The sequence below is a fragment of the Rhizobium sp. BK538 genome, from assembly GCF_014197575.1.
GTDB lineage: Bacteria > Pseudomonadota > Alphaproteobacteria > Rhizobiales > Rhizobiaceae > Rhizobium.
The window spans coordinates 13,837-31,964 of record NZ_JACIFT010000007.1 but is presented as its reverse complement, the minus strand read 5'-3'; the positions used below and the strand labels follow the sequence as shown (position 1 = coordinate 31,964).

Here is an 18,128-nt window from a genome sequence, read left to right as displayed (position 1 = left end):
CCCGAATTTCGGAAGAAGCAAGAGGCTTCTCTTGCGATTTCTGGGGGAAATCATAACGAATTCAAGATCCTAGGTCAGGCGCCCGCCGGCGACCGGATTCTTGAGTTGAAATCAGGGAAATTTGGGCCAGTGGCAGACACATCCCAGCTTACTTCTGGTGTTGCAGAGCGCTATGCCTCGTCGCTGTTCGATCTGGCGCTCGAGCAGGGCGCCGTCGAAAGCGTCACCAAGGATCTCGACCGGTTCCAGGCGATGCTCGACGAGAGCGACGACCTGAAGCGTTTCGTTTCGAGCCCTGTTTTCTCGGCCGACGACCAGCTCAAGGCGATCGTTACCATCAGTGAGAAGGCTGGAATTAGCGGCTTCTTCGCAAATTTCCTGAAGGTCGTGGCGCGTAACCGCCGCCTCTTTGCCCTCCCGGGCATGATCAAGGCCTTTCGCATCATCGCCGCAAGCCAGCGTGGCGAAATCACTGCCGAGGTAACCTCGGCCCATGCGCTTGATGCAGCGCAGGAAACCGAATTGAAGGCGGCGCTCAAGGGCGTCACCGGCAAGGACGTGGCGATTGCCGTCACGGTTGATCCGTCAATTCTTGGTGGTCTGATCGTGAAGGTCGGGTCCCGTCAGATTGATACGTCTCTTCGTACGAAACTCTCTACCCTTAAGCTTGCATTGAAAGAGGTCGGCTGATGGATATCCGCGCTGCGGAAATTTCCGCAATTCTCAAGGACCAGATCAAAAACTTCGGCAAAGAGGCAGAAGTCTCGGAAGTCGGTCAGGTTCTCTCCGTCGGTGACGGTATCGCTCGCGTTTACGGTCTGGACAATGTTCAGGCAGGCGAAATGGTCGAGTTCCCCGGTGGCATCCGTGGCATGGCGCTGAACCTGGAATCGGACAACGTTGGTGTTGTTATTTTCGGTTCGGACCGCGACATCAAGGAAGGCGACACCGTCAAGCGGACCGGCGCCATCGTTGACGTTCCGGTTGGTCCGGAGCTGCTCGGCCGCGTTGTCGATGCTCTCGGCAACCCGATCGACGGCAAGGGCCCGATCAATTCGACGCGCCGCGCGCGCGTTGACGTCAAGGCTCCGGGCATCATTCCGCGCAAGTCGGTTCATGAGCCGATGTCGACTGGCCTCAAGGCTATCGACGCGCTCATCCCGGTCGGCCGTGGCCAGCGCGAGCTCGTCATTGGTGACCGCCAGACCGGCAAGACCGCGATCATTCTCGACACGATCCTGAACCAGAAGGCTATCCACGACAACGGCCCGGACAGCGAGAAGCTGTTCTGCGTCTACGTCGCTATCGGCCAGAAGCGTTCGACTGTTGCCCAGTTCGTCAAGGTTCTCGAAGAACGCGGCGCAATGAAGTACTCGATCGTCGTTGCCGCAACGGCTTCCGATCCTGCTCCGATGCAGTATCTGGCACCGTTCGCCGGCTGCACGATGGGCGAATACTTCCGTGACAACGGTCAGCACGCGCTGATCGGTTATGACGACCTGTCCAAGCAGGCTGTTGCTTACCGCCAGATGTCGCTGCTGCTGCGCCGTCCGCCGGGTCGCGAAGCTTATCCGGGCGACGTTTTCTACCTGCACTCGCGTCTCCTCGAGCGCGCTGCAAAGCTCTCCGACGAAAAGGGCGCTGGCTCTCTGACGGCTCTGCCCGTCATCGAAACCCAGGGCAACGACGTTTCGGCCTTCATTCCGACCAACGTGATCTCGATCACCGACGGCCAGATCTTCCTCGAAACCGACCTGTTCTATCAGGGTATCCGTCCGGCCGTTAACGTCGGTCTGTCGGTTTCCCGCGTCGGCTCCGCCGCTCAGGTCAAGGCGATGAAGCAGGTCGCCGGCTCGATCAAGGGCGAACTCGCCCAGTATCGCGAAATGGCCGCCTTCGCTCAGTTCGGCTCCGACCTCGATGCCTCGACGCAGCGCCTGCTGAACCGCGGTGCACGCCTCACCGAACTCCTGAAGCAGCCGCAGTTCTCGCCGCTGAAGACGGAAGAGCAGGTTGCGGTGATCTTCGCCGGCGTTAACGGCTACCTCGACAAGATCCCAGTCGCACAGGTCGGCAAGTTCGAGCAGGGCCTGCTGTCGTACCTTCGCTCGGAAGGCTCGGCTATCCTCGACACGATCCGCACGGACAAGGCAATCAGCGACGATACGAAGGGCAAGCTCACGGCTGCCATCGATAGCTTCGCGAAGTCCTTCGCCTAATCGGACCCAAAGGACGGATAACGGATGCCTTCACTTAAGGATCTGAAAAACCGGATCGCCTCCGTCAAGGCGACCCAGAAGATCACCAAGGCGATGAAAATGGTCGCCGCGGCGAAGCTTCGGCGTGCCCAGGAGGCGGCCGAGGCCGCCCGCCCGTACTCGCAGCGCATGGGTGCCGTTCTGGCAAACATCGCTGGTGCGATGACGGAGGCCGACGGTGCGCCGGCTCTGATGACGGGCAACGGCAAGGACCAGGTTCACCTGCTGGTCGTCTGCACCGCCGAACGTGGCCTGTGCGGCGGCTTCAACTCGCAGATCTCGCGTTTTGCGCGCGATCACGCTCGCAAGCTTCTCGCCGAAGGCAAGACCGTCAAGATCTTTACCGTCGGCAAGAAGGGTTACGACGTTCTACGCCGTGAATTCGCTTCGCTCATCGTCGAGCGAAAGGAATTGCGTGAGGTGAAGAAGGTCGGTTTCGAGAATGCCGATCAGATCGGCAAGCGCATCATCGAGATGTTCGAAGCCGACGAGTTCGACGTCTGCACGTTGTTCTACTCCGAATTCAAGTCGGTGATTTCGCAGGTTCCGACGGCACAGCAGCTCATCCCGGCATCGGCTCCTACGGCCGTTGTCGAAGATGCGGCGCACGCTGGCGCGGTCTACGAATACGAGCCGGATCCGGCATCGATCCTCGAGGATCTGATCCCGCGCAACATCTCCGTCCAGATCTTCCGCGCGCTCCTTGAGAACGTCGCCGGCGAAATGGGCGCCAAGATGAGCGCGATGGACAATGCGACGCGCAACGCTGGTGAAATGATCAATAAGCTGACGCTCAACTACAACCGTCAGCGTCAGGCTCAGATCACCAAGGAACTCATTGAAATCATTTCGGGCGCGGAAGCGCTCTGAGGTTAGGGAAAGAGGGTAAGAAGATGGCTAAGGCAGCTACCCCCAAGAAGACTGCGGCAGGCTCTGCCGGCAAGGTCACGCAGGTTATCGGCGCCGTCGTGGACGTTGCTTTCGAAGGCGAACTGCCGGCGATTTTGAACGCGCTTGAAACGAGCAACGGCGGCAACCGCCTGGTTCTCGAAGTTGCGCAGCACCTCGGCGAGAACGTAGTTCGCACCATCGCCATGGACTCGACCGAAGGTCTGGTTCGCGGTCAGTCCGTTTCGGACACCGGTGCACCGATCGCCGTTCCGGTTGGCCCGGAAACGCTTGGCCGTATCATGAACGTCATCGGTGAGCCGGTTGACGAAGCTGGTCCGCTGGTCACCGCCTCCAAGCGCGCCATCCACCAGGACGCTCCGGCTTACGTCGATCAGTCGACGGAAGCGCAGATCCTCGTCACCGGCATCAAGGTCGTCGACCTTCTCGCCCCTTACGCAAAGGGCGGCAAGATCGGCCTCTTCGGCGGCGCCGGCGTCGGCAAGACCGTTCTCATTATGGAACTGATCAACAACGTCGCTAAGGCGCACGGTGGTTACTCGGTCTTTGCTGGCGTGGGTGAGCGCACCCGCGAAGGCAACGATCTTTACCACGAAATGATCGAATCCGGCGTCAACAAGCATGGCGGCGGCGAAGGCTCCAAGGCTGCCCTCGTTTACGGCCAGATGAACGAACCGCCTGGCGCCCGCGCTCGTGTGGCTCTGACCGGTCTGACGGTTGCTGAAAACTTCCGCGACCAGGGCCAGGACGTTCTTTTCTTCGTCGACAACATCTTCCGCTTCACGCAGGCAGGTTCCGAAGTGTCGGCTCTACTTGGCCGTATTCCGTCGGCCGTGGGCTATCAGCCGACGCTCGCCACGGATATGGGCCAGATGCAGGAGCGCATCACGACCACGACGACCGGCTCGATCACCTCGGTTCAGGCCATTTACGTTCCTGCCGACGACTTGACCGACCCGGCTCCGGCAACCTCGTTCGCCCACCTGGACGCAACGACCGTTCTGTCGCGCTCGATCGCTGAAAAGGGTATCTACCCGGCCGTCGATCCGCTCGACTCCACCTCGCGTATGCTCGACCCGATCGTTGTCGGCGAAGAGCACTACGAAGTGGCTCGTAAGGTTCAGTCGACGCTGCAGCGGTACAAGGCTCTGCAGGACATCATCGCCATCCTTGGCATGGACGAACTGTCCGAAGAGGACAAGCTGGCCGTTGCCCGTGCCCGTAAGATCGAGCGCTTCCTGTCGCAGCCGTTCTTCGTTGCTGAAGTCTTCACCGGTTCGCCAGGCAAGCTCGTCGCGCTCGAAGACACGATCAAGGGCTTCAAGGGCCTGGTCAACGGCGAATACGACCACCTGCCGGAAGCTGCCTTCTACATGGTCGGCTCGATCGACGAAGCCATCGAGAAGGCCAAGAAGCTGTCCGCAGCTGCCTGATGAGCGAGGCTCACAACGAGATCTTCTGCTGCGACGCCCTTCGGGAAGTCGCAGCAGAGCTTCCCGCTCCGGCAGCGCCGACGATCTATAGATCGGACGATGGCAAGCTGATGATGGTGGTGGGATTGATCCAGACCGAGGAAGGTCTTGGATATCTTGATCAGGCGATAGTGCACTGCCCGTTCTGCGGGACCAATTTGCAAGATACAGAAGCCGCCGAGAAGGTAAGTCACTGATGGCTGACAATTTCAATTTTGAACTCGTGTCTCCCGAGCGCCTGCTCCTTTCGGAGATGGTGACCGAAGTTGTCATTCCGGCAACCGACGGCGAGATGACCGTTATGGCCAACCACGCCCCGGCGATGACGACCATCAAGCCGGGTATCGTCAGCGTTCGTTCGGCCAATGGCTCGAAGCAGGACTACGTGGTTTTTGGCGGCTTCGCCGACATTCTGCCGACCGGCTGCACGCTGTTGGCGGAGTCCGCCGTCATCGTTCAGGATCTCTCGAAGGACGAACTGACGCTTCGCATCGAAGCGGCACAGAGAGAGATCGCAGACGCCGTGCATCACGAGCACAAATCGCGTCTGGAACACTACATCATGGAACTGACGCACCTGCGGGGTGTGATCACCCAGGATTGATCGGCTCCACATTCCGGTAATTGGAAGCGGCCTTTCGGGCCGCTTTTTTGTTTGTTCCCGTGGTTGCGAAAAGAATGGCAAGTGGACGCCTGTAAAGTGCGTGACTAGACTACCTCAAGAAAACTTGAGGTCCGCGCCATGGAAGAAGGCTTCACCAATCCCTTCAGGAAATTACTGACAGTCGGTGAAGTCGCCGACCGCAGTGGGCTTGCCGTTTCTGCGCTGCATTTCTACGAAGCGAAAGGCCTCATTTCCAGCATCCGTTCACGCGGCAATCAACGCCGCTTCGGCCGCGATGTGCTCCGCCGTCTTGGCATCATCAAGGTCGCGCAGCGCGTCGGCATTCCCTTGGCCGAGATCCAGGCTGCTTTCGATACGCTGCCGCAGGGCCGCACGCCGACCGCTACGGACTGGCAGCGCCTGTCGGCCGTCTGGAAGGAGGATCTTGATACGCGCATCAGTCGCCTCATTGCCCTGCGCGACCGGTTGACGGATTGCATCGGCTGTGGTTGCCTCTCGGTTGAAAGCTGCCCGCTGCGCAATCCTGATGATCGGCTGGCAAAAGATGGGCCGGGTCCGCGTCTGCTGGAAACCTGCGACTAGGCAACGTTTCCCGCTGCATCAGAACAATGCGAGAGCCGCATACGGCTCGGTCACGCCGTGGAGGACTGGATGTTTCACCCCAAGCTGTTCGAAAACCGCAACGTGGTTGTCACCGGTGGGGGGAGGGGTATCGGTCTGGAAGTGGCGCGGCAGTTTCTCGACTGCGGGGCGAGGGTATTGGTGCACCTCGGTCGCAGCACCGAGCGCGATTTGCCTGATTTCCTGCTGACGGCGGAAGAAGACCGCCGGGCCTTTCTCGTGACCGCCGATTTTTCAACGCCGGGCGGCACCAGCGGATTTGCCGAGAAGGTCCTTGCAACCTTTGACCGTGTCCATGTGCTTATCAACAATGCCGGAACCATGGTCGGCCGCTTTCCGGCAGGCGATCTGACCGACGAGCAGTACCAGACGATTGTGCGGCTGAATCAGACATCTGTCGTCGAGGTAACGCGCGCCCTCATTCCGGCACTGAGAGCATCGCAGGATGCGGCAATCGTCAACACGGTCTCCATTTCCGCGTCGACGGGCGGCAGCCCCGGCTCGGCTATCTATTCGGCGTCAAAGGCATTTGTCGCAACCTACTCCAAAGCGCTCGCAAGAGAGCTCGCGCCGGACGGCATTCGCGTGAACTGCGTGTCGCCTGGAACGATCGAAACCGACTTCCACCAGCGGTACTCGTCGCCAGATAAGCTAGAGCAGACCCGCAAGACCATTCCCCTGCAGCGACTGGGCACCTCCGAGGATTGTGCGCCCGCATACCTCTTCCTTTCGGCGCCTTTGCTTTCCGGTTACATCACGGGCCAAGTGCTTGAGATCAATGGTGGCCAACTCATCTGCTGAGTTGCCGGGACTTTTTTTGGCATTTTGACAGATCCAAACCGCTGGCTGCTGCGAATATGTTATGATTCCGTTTCATACATATTGTTTGTGCAACCAGAGATAAAGAATGCGCTTGCATACATCGAAAGCAGGCATGGCCGATCGGGATCTGCAGAAGCTTTCTGCGAAGGCGCGGGAAGCGAGCGACTTCCTCAAGGCGCTCTCCCATCACACGCGACTGATTATTCTCTGCCTCCTGACGGAGGGAGAAAAGACGGTGGGCCAGCTCGAGGAAAGCCTCGGCATTCAACAGGCGATGGTTTCGCAGCAGTTGGCGCGCCTCAGACTGGACGGGCTCGTTTTCAGCCGTCGTGACGGTCGTATGATCTATTACAGCGTTGCTCATCCGGACACGACCACGCTGCTGCATTTTCTGTTCGCGATGTTTCCAGGAACACAGGACAATTGACAATCGGCCTTGCCGACTGCTCTCTCTGATTTGAAGGTGGCGGCGTGCCGCAGCTCGTCAGAGAGACCGAATGATCGATAAGCTGGAATTCTTTATTGCGCTCGCCAATGAGAAGCACTTCGGCCGTGCCGCGGAGGAATGCGGTATCTCGCAGCCAACGCTGTCGGCTGCCATCCGCCAGCTCGAAGACCAGCTTGGCGTCATGCTCGTGCAGCGCGGCTCGCGTTTCCAGGGGCTGACGCCGGAGGGTCAGCGCGTGCTCGAATGGGCGCGCCGCATTGTCGGCGACGCCCGCACGATGCGCGAAGAGATGCGGGCGGCCCGCAAGGGCCTGTCGGGGCATATCAGGATCGCTGTGATCCCGACAGCGCTCGCCATGCTGCCGCGCATCACGACGCCATTTCAGGAGCGGCATCCTGATGTGACCTTTTCCATCGTCTCGCGCAACTCGCTGCAGGTGCTCAGCATGCTGGAGAATCTCGAGATCGACGCCGGCATCACCTACCTGGAAAACGAGCCGCTTGGACGCGTGACCAGCGTGCCGCTCTATGCCGAGCACTACAATTTGATTACGGCCGCTGGCAGTCCTCTGTCCGATCGTGATAGCGTCACCTGGAAGGAAGTGGGTAACCTTCGGCTTTGTCTATTGACGGCGGACATGCAGAACCGCCGTATCATCAATCATCACCTGGCCGAGGCCGGCATGACGGCGCATCCGACGCTCGAATCCAATTCGATGATCGTGTTGTTCTCGCATGTCCGAACCGGACGCTGGGCCAGCATCATGCCCCGCAATGTCGCGAAATCCTTTGGCTTTCCTGCCGAAATACGCATGATTCCGATTGTCGAGCCGCTTGCGCACCATCTTGTTGGTCTGGTTGCGACGCATCGCGAGCCGTTCACGCCCTTGGTGTCCGCCTTGCTGCACGAGGCTCGGATTCTCGCTGAAGAGCCGGAATCTTGATAGAAATTTTCTATCGTTTGACGGAACAGCGTTATTGATCGCTTCGTCCATCCCTGAGAAAGTTCTATAATGAACGAACGCGAGCGGTTCTGTCGGCCACAGGGTTCTGAAGAAAATCCGCCTGCCTAGGCCGCGACGTGTAACTTGCAGGCCGTGGGAGAGCTGCTGATGAATATTCATGTCGCCAAGGGCGATATCGCAACACGTGCCACCGCGATCATCGATCAGCTTAAGCATCTCGAAGGCCCACTGCTGCCGATCCTCCATGAGATCCAGGATGAATTCGGCTATGTGCCGCAAGAGGCGCTGCCTGTCATTGCGAAGGAGCTCAATCTTTCGCGCGCGGAGGTGCACGGCGTCGTCACCTTCTATCACGACTATCGCGATCATCCCGCTGGCCGGCATGTGCTGAAACTCTGTCGCGCCGAGGCCTGCCAATCGATGGGCGGCGATGCACTGGCCGACCGCGTCAAGGCGCTGCTTGGCATCGACTGGCACGCCACGACGCCGGACGGAGCGATCACCCTCGAACCTGTCTTCTGTCTCGGGCTCTGTTCGTGCTCGCCGTCCGCCATGATGGACGGTGAAGTACATGGTCGGGTGGATGTCGCCGATCTCGAGGCGCTGATTTCGGAGGCGCGTCGATGACCGTCCGAATCTATGTTCCCCGTGATGCTGCCGCGCTGGCACTGGGTGCCGAGCGCGTTGCCAGGGCAATCTCCGAGGAGATTGCCGCTCGCGGTCTCGACGCGAAGATCGTCCGCAACGGCTCACGCGGCATGCACTGGCTGGAGCCGCTGATTGAAGTCGAAGTCGCCGGCAAACGGATTGGCTACGGGCCGATCAAGGCGAAGGACGTCGCTTCGCTCTTCGATGCCGGATTGATCGCCGGCGGCGACCACCCCCTCTGTCTTGGCGAGGTGGAGGAGTTGCCGTTCCTCAAGCGTCAGACGCGCCTTACCTTCGCACGCTGCGGCATCACCGACCCCCTCTCTCTGGATGACTATGAAGCCCATGGCGGCCTTGCCGGCCTGCGCCGGGCGATTTCGATGTTGCCCGCCGACATCGTCAAGCAGGTCACCGATTCCGGCTTGCGCGGGCGCGGCGGTGCGGGTTTTCCGACAGGCATCAAGTGGAGGACGGTTCTCGATGCTCCGGGCGAGCGAAAATATATCGTCTGCAACGCCGACGAAGGCGACAGCGGCACTTTCGCCGACCGGATGATCATGGAAGGCGACCCCTTCGTGCTGATCGAAGGCATGGCAATCGCAGGCCTTGCGACCGGCGCGACCAAGGGCTTCGTCTACACCCGCTCGGAATATCCGCATGCGATTGCGGCGATGAGCCGGGCAATCGACATTGCCCGCAGCGCCGGAATTCTCGGCACCTCCGTGCTCGGCTCCGGCAAGGCCTTCGATATGGAAGTCCGCACCGGCGCCGGCGCCTATGTCTGCGGCGAGGAAACAGCGCTTCTGAACAGCCTCGAAGGCAAGCGCGGCATCGTGCGGGCCAAGCCTCCGCTGCCGGCCCACAAGGGTCTTTTCGACTGCCCGACCGTCATCAACAACGTCATTTCGCTCGCATCCGTGCCCGTGATCATGGACAAGGGATCGGCCTATTATCGCGATTTCGGCATGGGGCGGTCGCGCGGGACCATCCCAATCCAGATCGCCGGCAATGTGAAGCATGGCGGTCTCTTCGAGACGGCCTTCGGCATCTCGCTTGGCGAGTTGGTCGATGCCATCGCAGGCGGAACCGCATCCGGACGGCCGGTGAAGGCGGTCCAGGTCGGCGGTCCGCTCGGCGCATATTTCCCACGCTCGTTGTTCGACACGCCATTCGACTATGAAGCTTTCGCGGCCAAGGATGGATTGATCGGCCATGCCGGTATCGTCGTCTTCGACGATACGGCCGACATGCTGAAACAGGCGCGGTTCGCGATGGAGTTCTGCGCCGTCGAAAGCTGCGGCAAGTGCACGCCCTGCCGGATCGGCTCGACGCGTGGCGTCGAGACGGCGGACAAGATCGCGCGTGGCATCGAGCCGGAAAAGAACCGGGAACTGCTCGCCGATCTCTGTAACACCATGAAGTTCGGGTCGCTCTGCGCGCTCGGGGGCTTTACGCCCTATCCCGTCATGAGCGCCATGACACATTTCCCGGAAGACTTCGTTCCCACACCTCTCATCGAAGCGGCGGAGTAAGACTATGCCTCTCGTCCACGAAACCGACTACGGCACGCCGGCCTCGACCTCCGAAACCATGGTGACGCTCACCATCGACGGCAACCAAGTGACGGTGCCCGAGGGGACGTCCATCATGCGCGCCTCGATGGATGCCGGCATCGAGATTCCGAAGCTCTGTGCCACCGATATGATGGAAGCCTTCGGCTCCTGCCGGCTTTGTCTGGTGGAAGTGCAGGGGCGCGCCGGCATGCCGGCCTCCTGCACGACGCCGGTTGCGCCTGATATGGTGGTCTCGACGCAAACCAGCCGACTGAAGGATGTCCGCCGCGGGGTGATGGAGCTTTACATCTCCGATCATCCGCTCGACTGTCTGACCTGTGCGGCCAATGGCGATTGCGAGTTGCAGGACATGGCGGGTGCGGTCGGTCTGCGGGACGTGCGCTATGGCTATGATGGCGACAATCACGTCAAGGTGCGCAACAATGGCGATCTCAACCTCAAATGGGCACCGAAGGACGAGTCCAACCCCTATTTCACTTTCGATCCGGCAAAGTGCATCGTCTGCTCGCGCTGCGTTCGCGCCTGCGAGGAAGTGCAGGGCACCTTTGCGCTGACCATCGAAGGCCGCGGCTTCGATTCGCGTGTTTCGGCCGGCATGCACGAGGACTTTGTATCCTCCGAGTGTGTTTCGTGCGGCGCCTGCGTCCAGGCCTGCCCGACGGCGACGCTGATCGAGAAGTCGGTGATCGAGATCGGCCAGCCGGAACACTCCGTCGTCACGACCTGCGCCTATTGCGGCGTCGGCTGTTCCTTCAAGGCGGAGATGCGCGGCGAAGAGCTGGTGCGGATGGTGCCCTGGAAGGATGGGCAGGCCAACCGCGGCCATTCCTGCGTCAAGGGCCGCTTCGCCTACGGCTATTCCAGCCACAAGGACCGCATTCTCAATCCGATGATCCGCGAGAAGATTACCGATCCCTGGCGCGAAGTGACTTGGGACGAGGCCTTCGCGCATGTCGCGTCGGAGTTCCGCCGCATCCAGTATCAGTATGGCCGCGACTCTGTCGGAGGCATCACATCGTCTCGCTGCACGAACGAAGAAACCTATTTGGTGCAGAAGCTGGTGCGCGCCGGTTTCCGCAACAACAATGTCGATACCTGCGCCCGTGTCTGCCATTCGCCGACCGGCTATGGCCTCGGCCAGGCGTTCGGCACGTCGGCGGGCACGCAGAATTTTGACAGCGTCGACAAGAGCGATGTCGTCGTCATTATCGGCGCCAATCCGACCGACGGGCATCCGGTATTCGCCTCGCGCTTGAAGAAGCGGTTGCGGCAAGGCGCCAAGCTCATCGTCATCGATCCGCGCCGCACCGATATCGTGCGCTCGCCGCATGTCGAGGCATCCTATCACCTGCCGCTGAAGCCCGGCACGAACGTCGCGATCCTGACGTCGCTTGCGCATGTGATCGTGACCGAGGGGCTGTTCAACGAAGCCTTTATCCGCGAGCGTTGTGACTGGTCCGAATTCGAGGACTGGGCAAGCTTCGTCGCCGAGCCGCATCATAGCCCGGAAGCATCGCAGAAGTTCACCGGCGTTCCAGCCGATCTGGTGCGCGGTGCGGCGCGTCTCTATGCCACCGGCGGCAATGGCGCGATCTATTACGGTCTCGGCGTCACCGAACATAGCCAAGGCTCGACGACGGTCATGGCGATCGCCAACCTCGCCATGGTCACCGGCAATATCGGCCGTCCCGGTGTCGGCGTGAACCCGCTGCGCGGCCAGAACAATGTGCAGGGTTCGTGCGACATGGGCTCGTTCCCGCATGAACTGCCTGGCTATCGCCACATCTCCGACGACGCGACACGCGATATCTTTGAGAAGCTCTGGGGTGTCAAGATCAGCAATGAGCCGGGTCTGCGCATCCCGAACATGCTTGATGCTGCGGTCGATGGCACCTTCAAGGGGCTCTACGTGCAGGGTGAGGATATCCTGCAGTCCGACCCCGACACAAAGCACGTCGCCGCGGGCCTCGCTGCCATGGAATGCGTCGTCGTTCATGACCTCTTCCTGAACGAGACGGCGAACTACGCGCATGTCTTCCTGCCCGGTTCCAGCTTCCTCGAGAAGGACGGCACCTTCACCAATGCCGAGCGCCGCATCAATCGCGTTCGCAAGGTCATGAGCCCCCGCAACGGCTATGCCGATTGGGAGGTGACGCAGAAGATGGCGCAGGCCATGGGCCTTGCCTGGAACTACGCGCATCCCTCCGAGATCATGGACGAGATTGCCGCGACGACGCCGAGCTTCGCGCTTGTCTCCTATGACTATCTCGACAAGATGGGCTCCGTGCAGTGGCCCTGCAATGAGGCGCATCCAGAAGGCTCGCCGATCATGCATGTCGACGGGTTTGTCCGCGGCAAGGGCAAGTTCATCCGCACCGAATATGTTGCGACCGACGAGAGGACCGGGCCGCGCTTCCCGCTGCTGCTGACCACCGGGCGCATCCTTAGCCAGTACAATGTCGGCGCACAGACGCGCCGCACGGATAACGTCGTCTGGCATCCCGAGGACCGCCTGGAGATCCATGCGCACGACGCCGAACAGCGCGGTATTCGCGATGGCGATTGGGTGAAGCTGACGAGCCGCTCGGGCGACACGACGCTGCGTGCCCTGATCACCGACCGCGTCGCGCCCGGCGTCGTCTACACGACCTTCCACCATCCGGATACGCAGGCGAACGTCATCACCACAGACTTCTCCGACTGGGCGACGAACTGCCCGGAATACAAGGTGACGGCGGTCCAGGTCTCGCCCTCCAACGGCCCGACCGACTGGCAGCGCGACTACGACGAGCAGGCACGCCAGAGCCGCCGGATTGTGAGCAAGCTGGAGCCCGCGCAGTGATGATTGACCGCCCGACCCGCGTCGCCGTCAAGCGCACCGCCCGCAGCGGCGGTGTCGTCATGCCGGGCGAGCGGATCGTTCCCGAGGAGGTGCCGATCGCGTTCTCCTACGGCGGCAGCACGCATGCCGTGATGATGGGAACGCCCGGCGATCTCGAGGATTTCGCCATCGGCTTCAGCCTCACGGAAGGGATCATTTCCGATAGCGGGCAGATCGCGGGGATCGAGATCGTCGAGAGTGAGAAGGGCATCGACGTCCAGATCGCTCTGGTCGACGAGATTGCTGCGGCGCTGACAGTTCGCCGCCGCAGCATGGCCGGGCCAGTCGGCTGCGGGCTCTGCGGCATCGAGTCGATCGAACAAGCCGTCCGCAAGGTTCCGGATGTGGCCGCGGTGGCACTCAAAGTGACCTATCGAGACATCGTCGAAGCGGTTTCGTTGCTGAATGGCGCACAGCCGCTGCATCGCGAGACTCGGGCGGTGCATGGCGCGGGCTTCTACCTGCCGGGCAAGGGGCTGCTTGCGGTGCGCGAGGATGTCGGCCGTCACAATGCACTCGACAAGCTTTGCGGCGCGGTGATCGCTCGACAGCAATCCGGAGCCGACGGCATCGTTGCCGTGACCAGTCGCCTTTCCGTCGAGATGGTGCAGAAGGCGGCCATCCTCGGCAGTTCCGTTCTTGTCGCCATCTCGGCGCCGACGGCCCTTGCCATTCGCACGGCCGATGAAGCCGGCATGACCCTCGTCGCCTTGGTGCGTGGCGAGGACTTCGAGATTTTCACGCATCCGCACCGCATCCAGCCAGGAAGCATTTCCGATGTCGCATGATACCCAGTCCAAACTTGTCTATATGGCCAATCAGATCGCGATCTTCTTCAAGAGCCAGCCGCAGAGTGAAGCTGCGCAGGGCGTGGCAACGCATATCAACAAATTCTGGGAGCCGCGCATGCGGCGTCAACTCTTCGAAATCCTGGAGGGTGACACCCATGGCCTCAGCCCACTCGTTATCCAGGCCGCACCGTTGATCAAACGGCCAGAACCGGTAGCGGGCGCACCCAACTAGGACCTCGGTGGCGAAGGCGGGCGCTGGAAGCCGACAGCGACGCGTTGCCGCCTGCATCGGTCGGGCCAGTCTGCGCTACGGCCCTCCTGCGATTGTATCCGTCAACAAAAAGCCGCCTTGAGGGCGGCTTTTTATATCGGCAAGGGGCTGATATCAGGCGGCGAGATCGTCTGTCTCGCTTTCCTTAAACATCTTGGCGAGGTTTAGGAAGCAGATCATGCCGTTCTCCGAGGCGATGATGCCCTCGCAGAAAGCCCGATCGAAGGAGGCCGTGACTTCAGGGACCGGCTGAACCTGGCTGGAGGAGATCGTCAGGATGTCCGAGACGCGATCGACCAGCATGCCGATGACCATATTGTGGACTTCGGCCACGACAATGGCGCTGCGCTCGTTGGCGACCGTGCTCTTCATGCCGAGCTTGAAGGCGAGATCAATGATCGGGATTACCGAGCCGCGGAGGTTCATGACGCCGATGACGTCGGCCGGCGCGTGCGGGATCGGCGTCGATGGTGCCCAGCCGCGGATTTCGCGGATCGTCGTCGTCTTAACGCAGAATTCCTGATCGTGCAGTCTGAAGGCAATGATCTCCAGCGTATCGCCGCTGAAGTTCGTGGAATTGATCGTAGCCATAAGTATTGTCCCAACCGTCAAAAGCCAGGGCAGAAGCAACCGCACCACCATTGGCGCAGATGGACTTTGCCTTCAAACCGCGCGTGCTCTTCCTGAGGAGGAGTATCGATACGGTTACTCCGGACCTTAATGGAAGAGTGTTGCCTAAATCTAAACTGAGGCAGCTGATTTTTGGCTAGTCGGAAGTGGTGCGTCGCGTCATCATTCGTGGATCGTCAAGGAGAATTGCGTCCGGTGCGATGGCGAGGATGCGCTCCAGGCCGTGCTGATCGACGTGGCCCACCGGAAAGGGCGGATATTCCGGGAGTGCGATCGAACGAGGTTGCCCAACCATGACAGCAACACGCATTCCCGCCTCACGAACGGCGTCAGACAATGCTGCTGTCGCCGACCCCTGCCACAATCTGAACCAGTCCGCTCCGGCTGCGTGTGTCGCACCAGCGCAGACGGGATCCTCGAGAAAGGCGAGGATCGCGATGTCGTTCGACAAACGACGGGCGGCGCCGATCAGCGCAATACTACGCAGTCCAATGAGCGCGCGTCGCATGGCACCGAGCTGCGCAACCTCGGGTATGATTTGCGCAATCGGTTCCTCGTGGCTCAGTTTGATGTCCAACAGGATGCCCAAAGGGTCAGAGGCTGCCAGGGCTTCCCCAAGGGTCATTACGCTTGGCAGCAGGCTGCGCAGTGTCGCAAGGTCCAGATCTGACACGGCCCGTGGGTCATTGCAAAGTCGATAGAGATCCGAATCGTGAACGCAAACGGGGACGCTATCCCACGTCAACCGGACATCGGTCTCTATAGCGTCGGCGCCGGCAGCCGCAGCAGCCTTGAAGGCAGAGATGCTGTTTTCTGCAGCCAGCGCTGCGCCCCCGCGATGCGCTACCGCAAGCGGGCAACGGTCCGGCGCGCGTTTCCATAGGTCGATGGCCATATGTTCCCTTACAAGCGAGCTCGACTCATTCGATCGGGCTCACCCTAGGTTTCAAATAGCCGGCGCACCAGTTGTCTCTTGCGGCAATCTAGCGCTAGGCAAGGGTCTTTTCGATCTGCTCCACGGCCCAGTCGACCTGGCTCTTGGTGATTACGAGCGGCGGGGCGAGGCGGATCGTGTTCTCGTGCGTGTCTTTGGCAAGCAGGCCGCGATCCTTGAGCGTGTAGCAATATTGGCGAGCGCCGCCCGCCTCCGGCACGAGCTCGACCGCCATCATCAGCCCGCGGCCGCGCACGTCCCTGACGATGTTGGAGCGGATGGAGCGCAGTCCTTCCAGGAAATAGTCGCCCATCTTTTCGGCGTTCTCGATCATGCCTTCTTCCGTCAGCACCCTCAATGCCGCGCGCGCGACGGCGCAGGCAAGCGGATTGCCGCCGAAGGTCGAGCCGTGCTGCCCTGGCTTCAAGACGCCGAGCACCTCGGAATTGGAGAGCACTGCCGAGACCGGATAAAAACCACCGGAGAGTGCCTTGCCGATCAGCGTCACGTCGGCTTCGATCCCCTCGTGCTCTTCGGCCAGCAGTTTGCCGGTGCGTCCAAGACCTGTCTGGATCTCGTCGAGGATAAGCGTCACTTTGTTTTCGGTGCAGAGTTCGCGCACGCGCTTGAAGTAGCCGCTCGGCGGGATGATGACGCCCGCCTCGCCCTGGATCGGCTCGATCAGCGCTGCGACCGTGTTCTCGTTGATCGCGGCGGCGAACGCGTCGGCATCGCCGAAGGGAATCGTCCGGAAGCCGGGCGTGTAGGGGCCAAAGCCGGTGCGCGCGTCGGGGTCCGTCGAGAAGCTGATGATGCTGAGCGTGCGGCCGTGAAAATTGTCGGCGCAGACGATGATTTCGGCTTTGCCCTCAGGCACGCCCTTCACCTCGTAGCCCCACTTGCGCACGGCCTTGATGGCGGTTTCGACCGCTTCGGCGCCCGAGTTCATCGGCAGGATCTTGTGCGAGCCGGTCAGCGCCGCGAGTTCTTCATAAAGATGTGCGAGCTGGTCGTTGCGGAAGGCGCGGGAGGTCAGCGTCAGCTTGCCGGCCTGCTCGACCATCGCTGCCAGGATCTTCGGATGGCAGTGTCCTTGGTTCACCGCCGAATAGGCCGACAGGCAGTCGAGATACCGTTTGCCATCCGTATCCCAGACGTAGACGCCTTCACCGCGGGTGAGGATGACATCGAGCGGTTTGTAATTGTGGGCGCCGAGGCGCTGTTCGGTGTCGATCAGGTTCTTGGAATTGCTCATGTCGGTTCTCCTCAGGCGGCCCGGGTCGGACGGTCGAAGATGCGGCGGCCAAAGAGGCTTGCCGTCAGCTCCACCAGGATCCGGGCGCTCTTGCCGCGGTCGTCGAGGAAGGGGTTCAGCTCCACGAGGTCGAGCGAGGAGACGAGGCCGCTGTCGCAGAGCATCTCCATGATGAGATGCGCCTCACGGAAGGTCGCGCCGCCGGGCACCGTCGTGCCGACGCCAGGCGCGATCTCCGGATCGAGGAAATCGACATCAAGGCTTACGTGCAGCAGGCCGTTTGCATTGGAGACCATACCAAGGATCTGACGCATCGTCGCCGCCACACCCTGTTCATCGAGCCAGCGCATGTCGAAGACATTGACGCCATGCTCCTTGATGAGCTCCCGCTCCGGCGCGTCGACCGACCGGATCCCGACCTGGAAGACGTTGCGCGGATCAACGAACGAACGTTCCTTCGGCAGAATCTCGGCAAGTTCGGCTTTGCCGCAGAAATAGGCGACCGGCATGCCATGGATGTTGCCGGAGGGCGAGGTGGCGGGCGTGTTGAAATCGGAATGAGCGTCGAGCCAGAGGACGAAGAGTGGCCGACCCTGTTGGGCCGCGTAGCGCGCCATTCCGGATACGGTGCCCATCGACAGGCTATGATCGCCGCCAAGGATCAGCGGAAATCGACCGGCGGCCGCGGCCTCATAGACACCGGCTTCGAGCGCGCGGGTAAATGCGCCGACGACGCGCAGATTGTGTGCCTTCGGATGGTTCGGGAGATCGCGCGCCGGAACGACATGCACGTCGCCGGCATCGACCACATCATAGCCAAGATCGACCAGCGTCTGATCGACGCCTGCAATGCGAAGCGCGGCCGGACCCATGGCGGCACCTCTGCGTCCCGAACCCTCTTCCAGCGGTGCTCCGATGAGCGTGACCGATCTTGCCTGTGGCTGCATGCTTTTTCTCCAGCTCGCGTTTTCGGAAGCATATTGAAATATCGGCACGGCGACAAATAGATGAAAAAGTGCCAATTA

Annotated in this window: 19 protein-coding genes; 15 read left to right on the top strand and 4 right to left on the bottom strand. The window is 61.0% G+C overall.

The window, feature by feature from the left end:
• Positions 1 to 129 precede the first annotated feature (129 nt).
• From FHX09_RS10125 to FHX09_RS10055, 15 genes are all read left to right on the top strand, one after another.
• A complete protein-coding gene (locus FHX09_RS10125) occupies positions 130 to 690 on the top strand; it encodes a F0F1 ATP synthase subunit delta (protein ID WP_132588562.1) in 561 nt (186 codons plus the stop codon).
• Complete coding sequence (atpA, locus tag FHX09_RS10120; protein WP_007796947.1) at positions 690 to 2,219, top strand: F0F1 ATP synthase subunit alpha; 1,530 nt, start codon at positions 690 to 692, stop codon at positions 2,217 to 2,219. Before FHX09_RS10125 ends, atpA begins: the two co-directional genes overlap by 1 nt.
• 24 nt (positions 2,220 to 2,243) lie before the next feature.
• The gene (locus FHX09_RS10115) at positions 2,244 to 3,128 is read left to right on the top strand and encodes a F0F1 ATP synthase subunit gamma (protein WP_132588561.1); all 885 of its coding nucleotides are present in this window, start codon (positions 2,244 to 2,246) and stop codon (positions 3,126 to 3,128) included.
• Between the two features lie 23 nt (positions 3,129 to 3,151).
• On the top strand, positions 3,152 to 4,600 hold the full coding sequence (gene atpD, locus FHX09_RS10110; RefSeq protein ID WP_132588560.1) for a F0F1 ATP synthase subunit beta: 1,449 nt from the start codon (positions 3,152 to 3,154) through the stop codon (positions 4,598 to 4,600).
• A complete protein-coding gene (locus FHX09_RS10105) occupies positions 4,600 to 4,836 on the top strand; it encodes a hypothetical protein (protein WP_007796940.1) in 237 nt (78 codons plus the stop codon). Before atpD ends, FHX09_RS10105 begins: the two co-directional genes overlap by 1 nt.
• Positions 4,836 to 5,243, top strand: coding sequence for a F0F1 ATP synthase subunit epsilon (locus FHX09_RS10100; protein WP_007796938.1), 408 nt, complete (start codon positions 4,836 to 4,838; stop codon positions 5,241 to 5,243). The genes FHX09_RS10105 and FHX09_RS10100 overlap by 1 nt, the downstream gene beginning before the upstream one ends.
• Positions 5,244 to 5,381: 138 nt before the next feature.
• A complete protein-coding gene (gene soxR, locus FHX09_RS10095) occupies positions 5,382 to 5,846 on the top strand; it encodes a redox-sensitive transcriptional activator SoxR (protein WP_183719671.1) in 465 nt (154 codons plus the stop codon).
• A 69-nt stretch (positions 5,847 to 5,915) separates the two neighbouring features.
• The gene (locus FHX09_RS10090; RefSeq protein WP_184449875.1) at positions 5,916 to 6,686 is read left to right on the top strand and encodes an SDR family oxidoreductase; all 771 of its coding nucleotides are present in this window, start codon (positions 5,916 to 5,918) and stop codon (positions 6,684 to 6,686) included.
• 106 nt (positions 6,687 to 6,792) lie between these two features.
• Positions 6,793 to 7,134 (top strand): metalloregulator ArsR/SmtB family transcription factor, encoded by a 342-nt coding sequence (locus FHX09_RS10085; RefSeq protein WP_132588557.1) that lies wholly within the window; start codon positions 6,793 to 6,795, stop codon positions 7,132 to 7,134.
• Positions 7,135 to 7,204: 70 nt separating this feature from the next.
• A complete protein-coding gene (locus FHX09_RS10080) occupies positions 7,205 to 8,098 on the top strand; it encodes a LysR family transcriptional regulator (RefSeq protein ID WP_007796929.1) in 894 nt (297 codons plus the stop codon).
• A gap of 168 nt (positions 8,099 to 8,266) precedes the next feature.
• On the top strand, positions 8,267 to 8,746 hold the full coding sequence (locus FHX09_RS10075; RefSeq protein WP_007796927.1) for a formate dehydrogenase subunit gamma: 480 nt from the start codon (positions 8,267 to 8,269) through the stop codon (positions 8,744 to 8,746).
• Positions 8,743 to 10,299, top strand: coding sequence for an NADH-quinone oxidoreductase subunit NuoF (locus FHX09_RS10070; protein WP_132588555.1), 1,557 nt, complete (start codon positions 8,743 to 8,745; stop codon positions 10,297 to 10,299). The genes FHX09_RS10075 and FHX09_RS10070 overlap by 4 nt, the downstream gene beginning before the upstream one ends.
• Positions 10,300 to 10,303: 4 nt before the next feature.
• Positions 10,304 to 13,183 (top strand): formate dehydrogenase subunit alpha, encoded by a 2,880-nt coding sequence (gene fdhF, locus FHX09_RS10065; RefSeq protein WP_132588554.1) that lies wholly within the window; start codon positions 10,304 to 10,306, stop codon positions 13,181 to 13,183.
• Positions 13,183 to 14,010: a formate dehydrogenase accessory sulfurtransferase FdhD gene (gene fdhD, locus FHX09_RS10060; RefSeq protein WP_007796919.1), complete on the top strand. Its 828-nt coding sequence runs from the start codon at positions 13,183 to 13,185 to the stop codon at positions 14,008 to 14,010. The genes fdhF and fdhD overlap by 1 nt, the downstream gene beginning before the upstream one ends.
• Positions 14,000 to 14,245: a formate dehydrogenase subunit delta gene (locus FHX09_RS10055; RefSeq protein ID WP_007796916.1), complete on the top strand. Its 246-nt coding sequence runs from the start codon at positions 14,000 to 14,002 to the stop codon at positions 14,243 to 14,245. The genes fdhD and FHX09_RS10055 overlap by 11 nt, the downstream gene beginning before the upstream one ends.
• 153 nt (positions 14,246 to 14,398) lie before the next feature.
• Here FHX09_RS10055 and FHX09_RS10050 read toward each other — a convergent pair whose 3' ends face one another.
• From FHX09_RS10050 to rocF, 4 genes are all read right to left on the bottom strand, one after another.
• Complete coding sequence (locus tag FHX09_RS10050) at positions 14,399 to 14,875, bottom strand: chemotaxis protein CheW (protein ID WP_007796914.1); 477 nt, start codon at positions 14,873 to 14,875, stop codon at positions 14,399 to 14,401.
• Positions 14,876 to 15,050: 175 nt separating this feature from the next.
• Entirely contained in the window at positions 15,051 to 15,809 is a 759-nt protein-coding gene (locus tag FHX09_RS10045) for a glycerophosphodiester phosphodiesterase family protein (RefSeq protein WP_184449873.1), read from the bottom strand.
• Between the two features lie 94 nt (positions 15,810 to 15,903).
• Positions 15,904 to 17,103: an ornithine--oxo-acid transaminase gene (gene rocD / locus FHX09_RS10040; RefSeq protein WP_183719667.1), complete on the bottom strand. Its 1,200-nt coding sequence runs from the start codon at positions 17,101 to 17,103 to the stop codon at positions 15,904 to 15,906.
• Between the two features lie 11 nt (positions 17,104 to 17,114).
• The gene (rocF, locus tag FHX09_RS10035; RefSeq protein ID WP_007796904.1) at positions 17,115 to 18,050 is read right to left on the bottom strand and encodes an arginase; all 936 of its coding nucleotides are present in this window, start codon (positions 18,048 to 18,050) and stop codon (positions 17,115 to 17,117) included.
• Between the last annotated feature and the right edge of the window lie 78 nt (positions 18,051 to 18,128).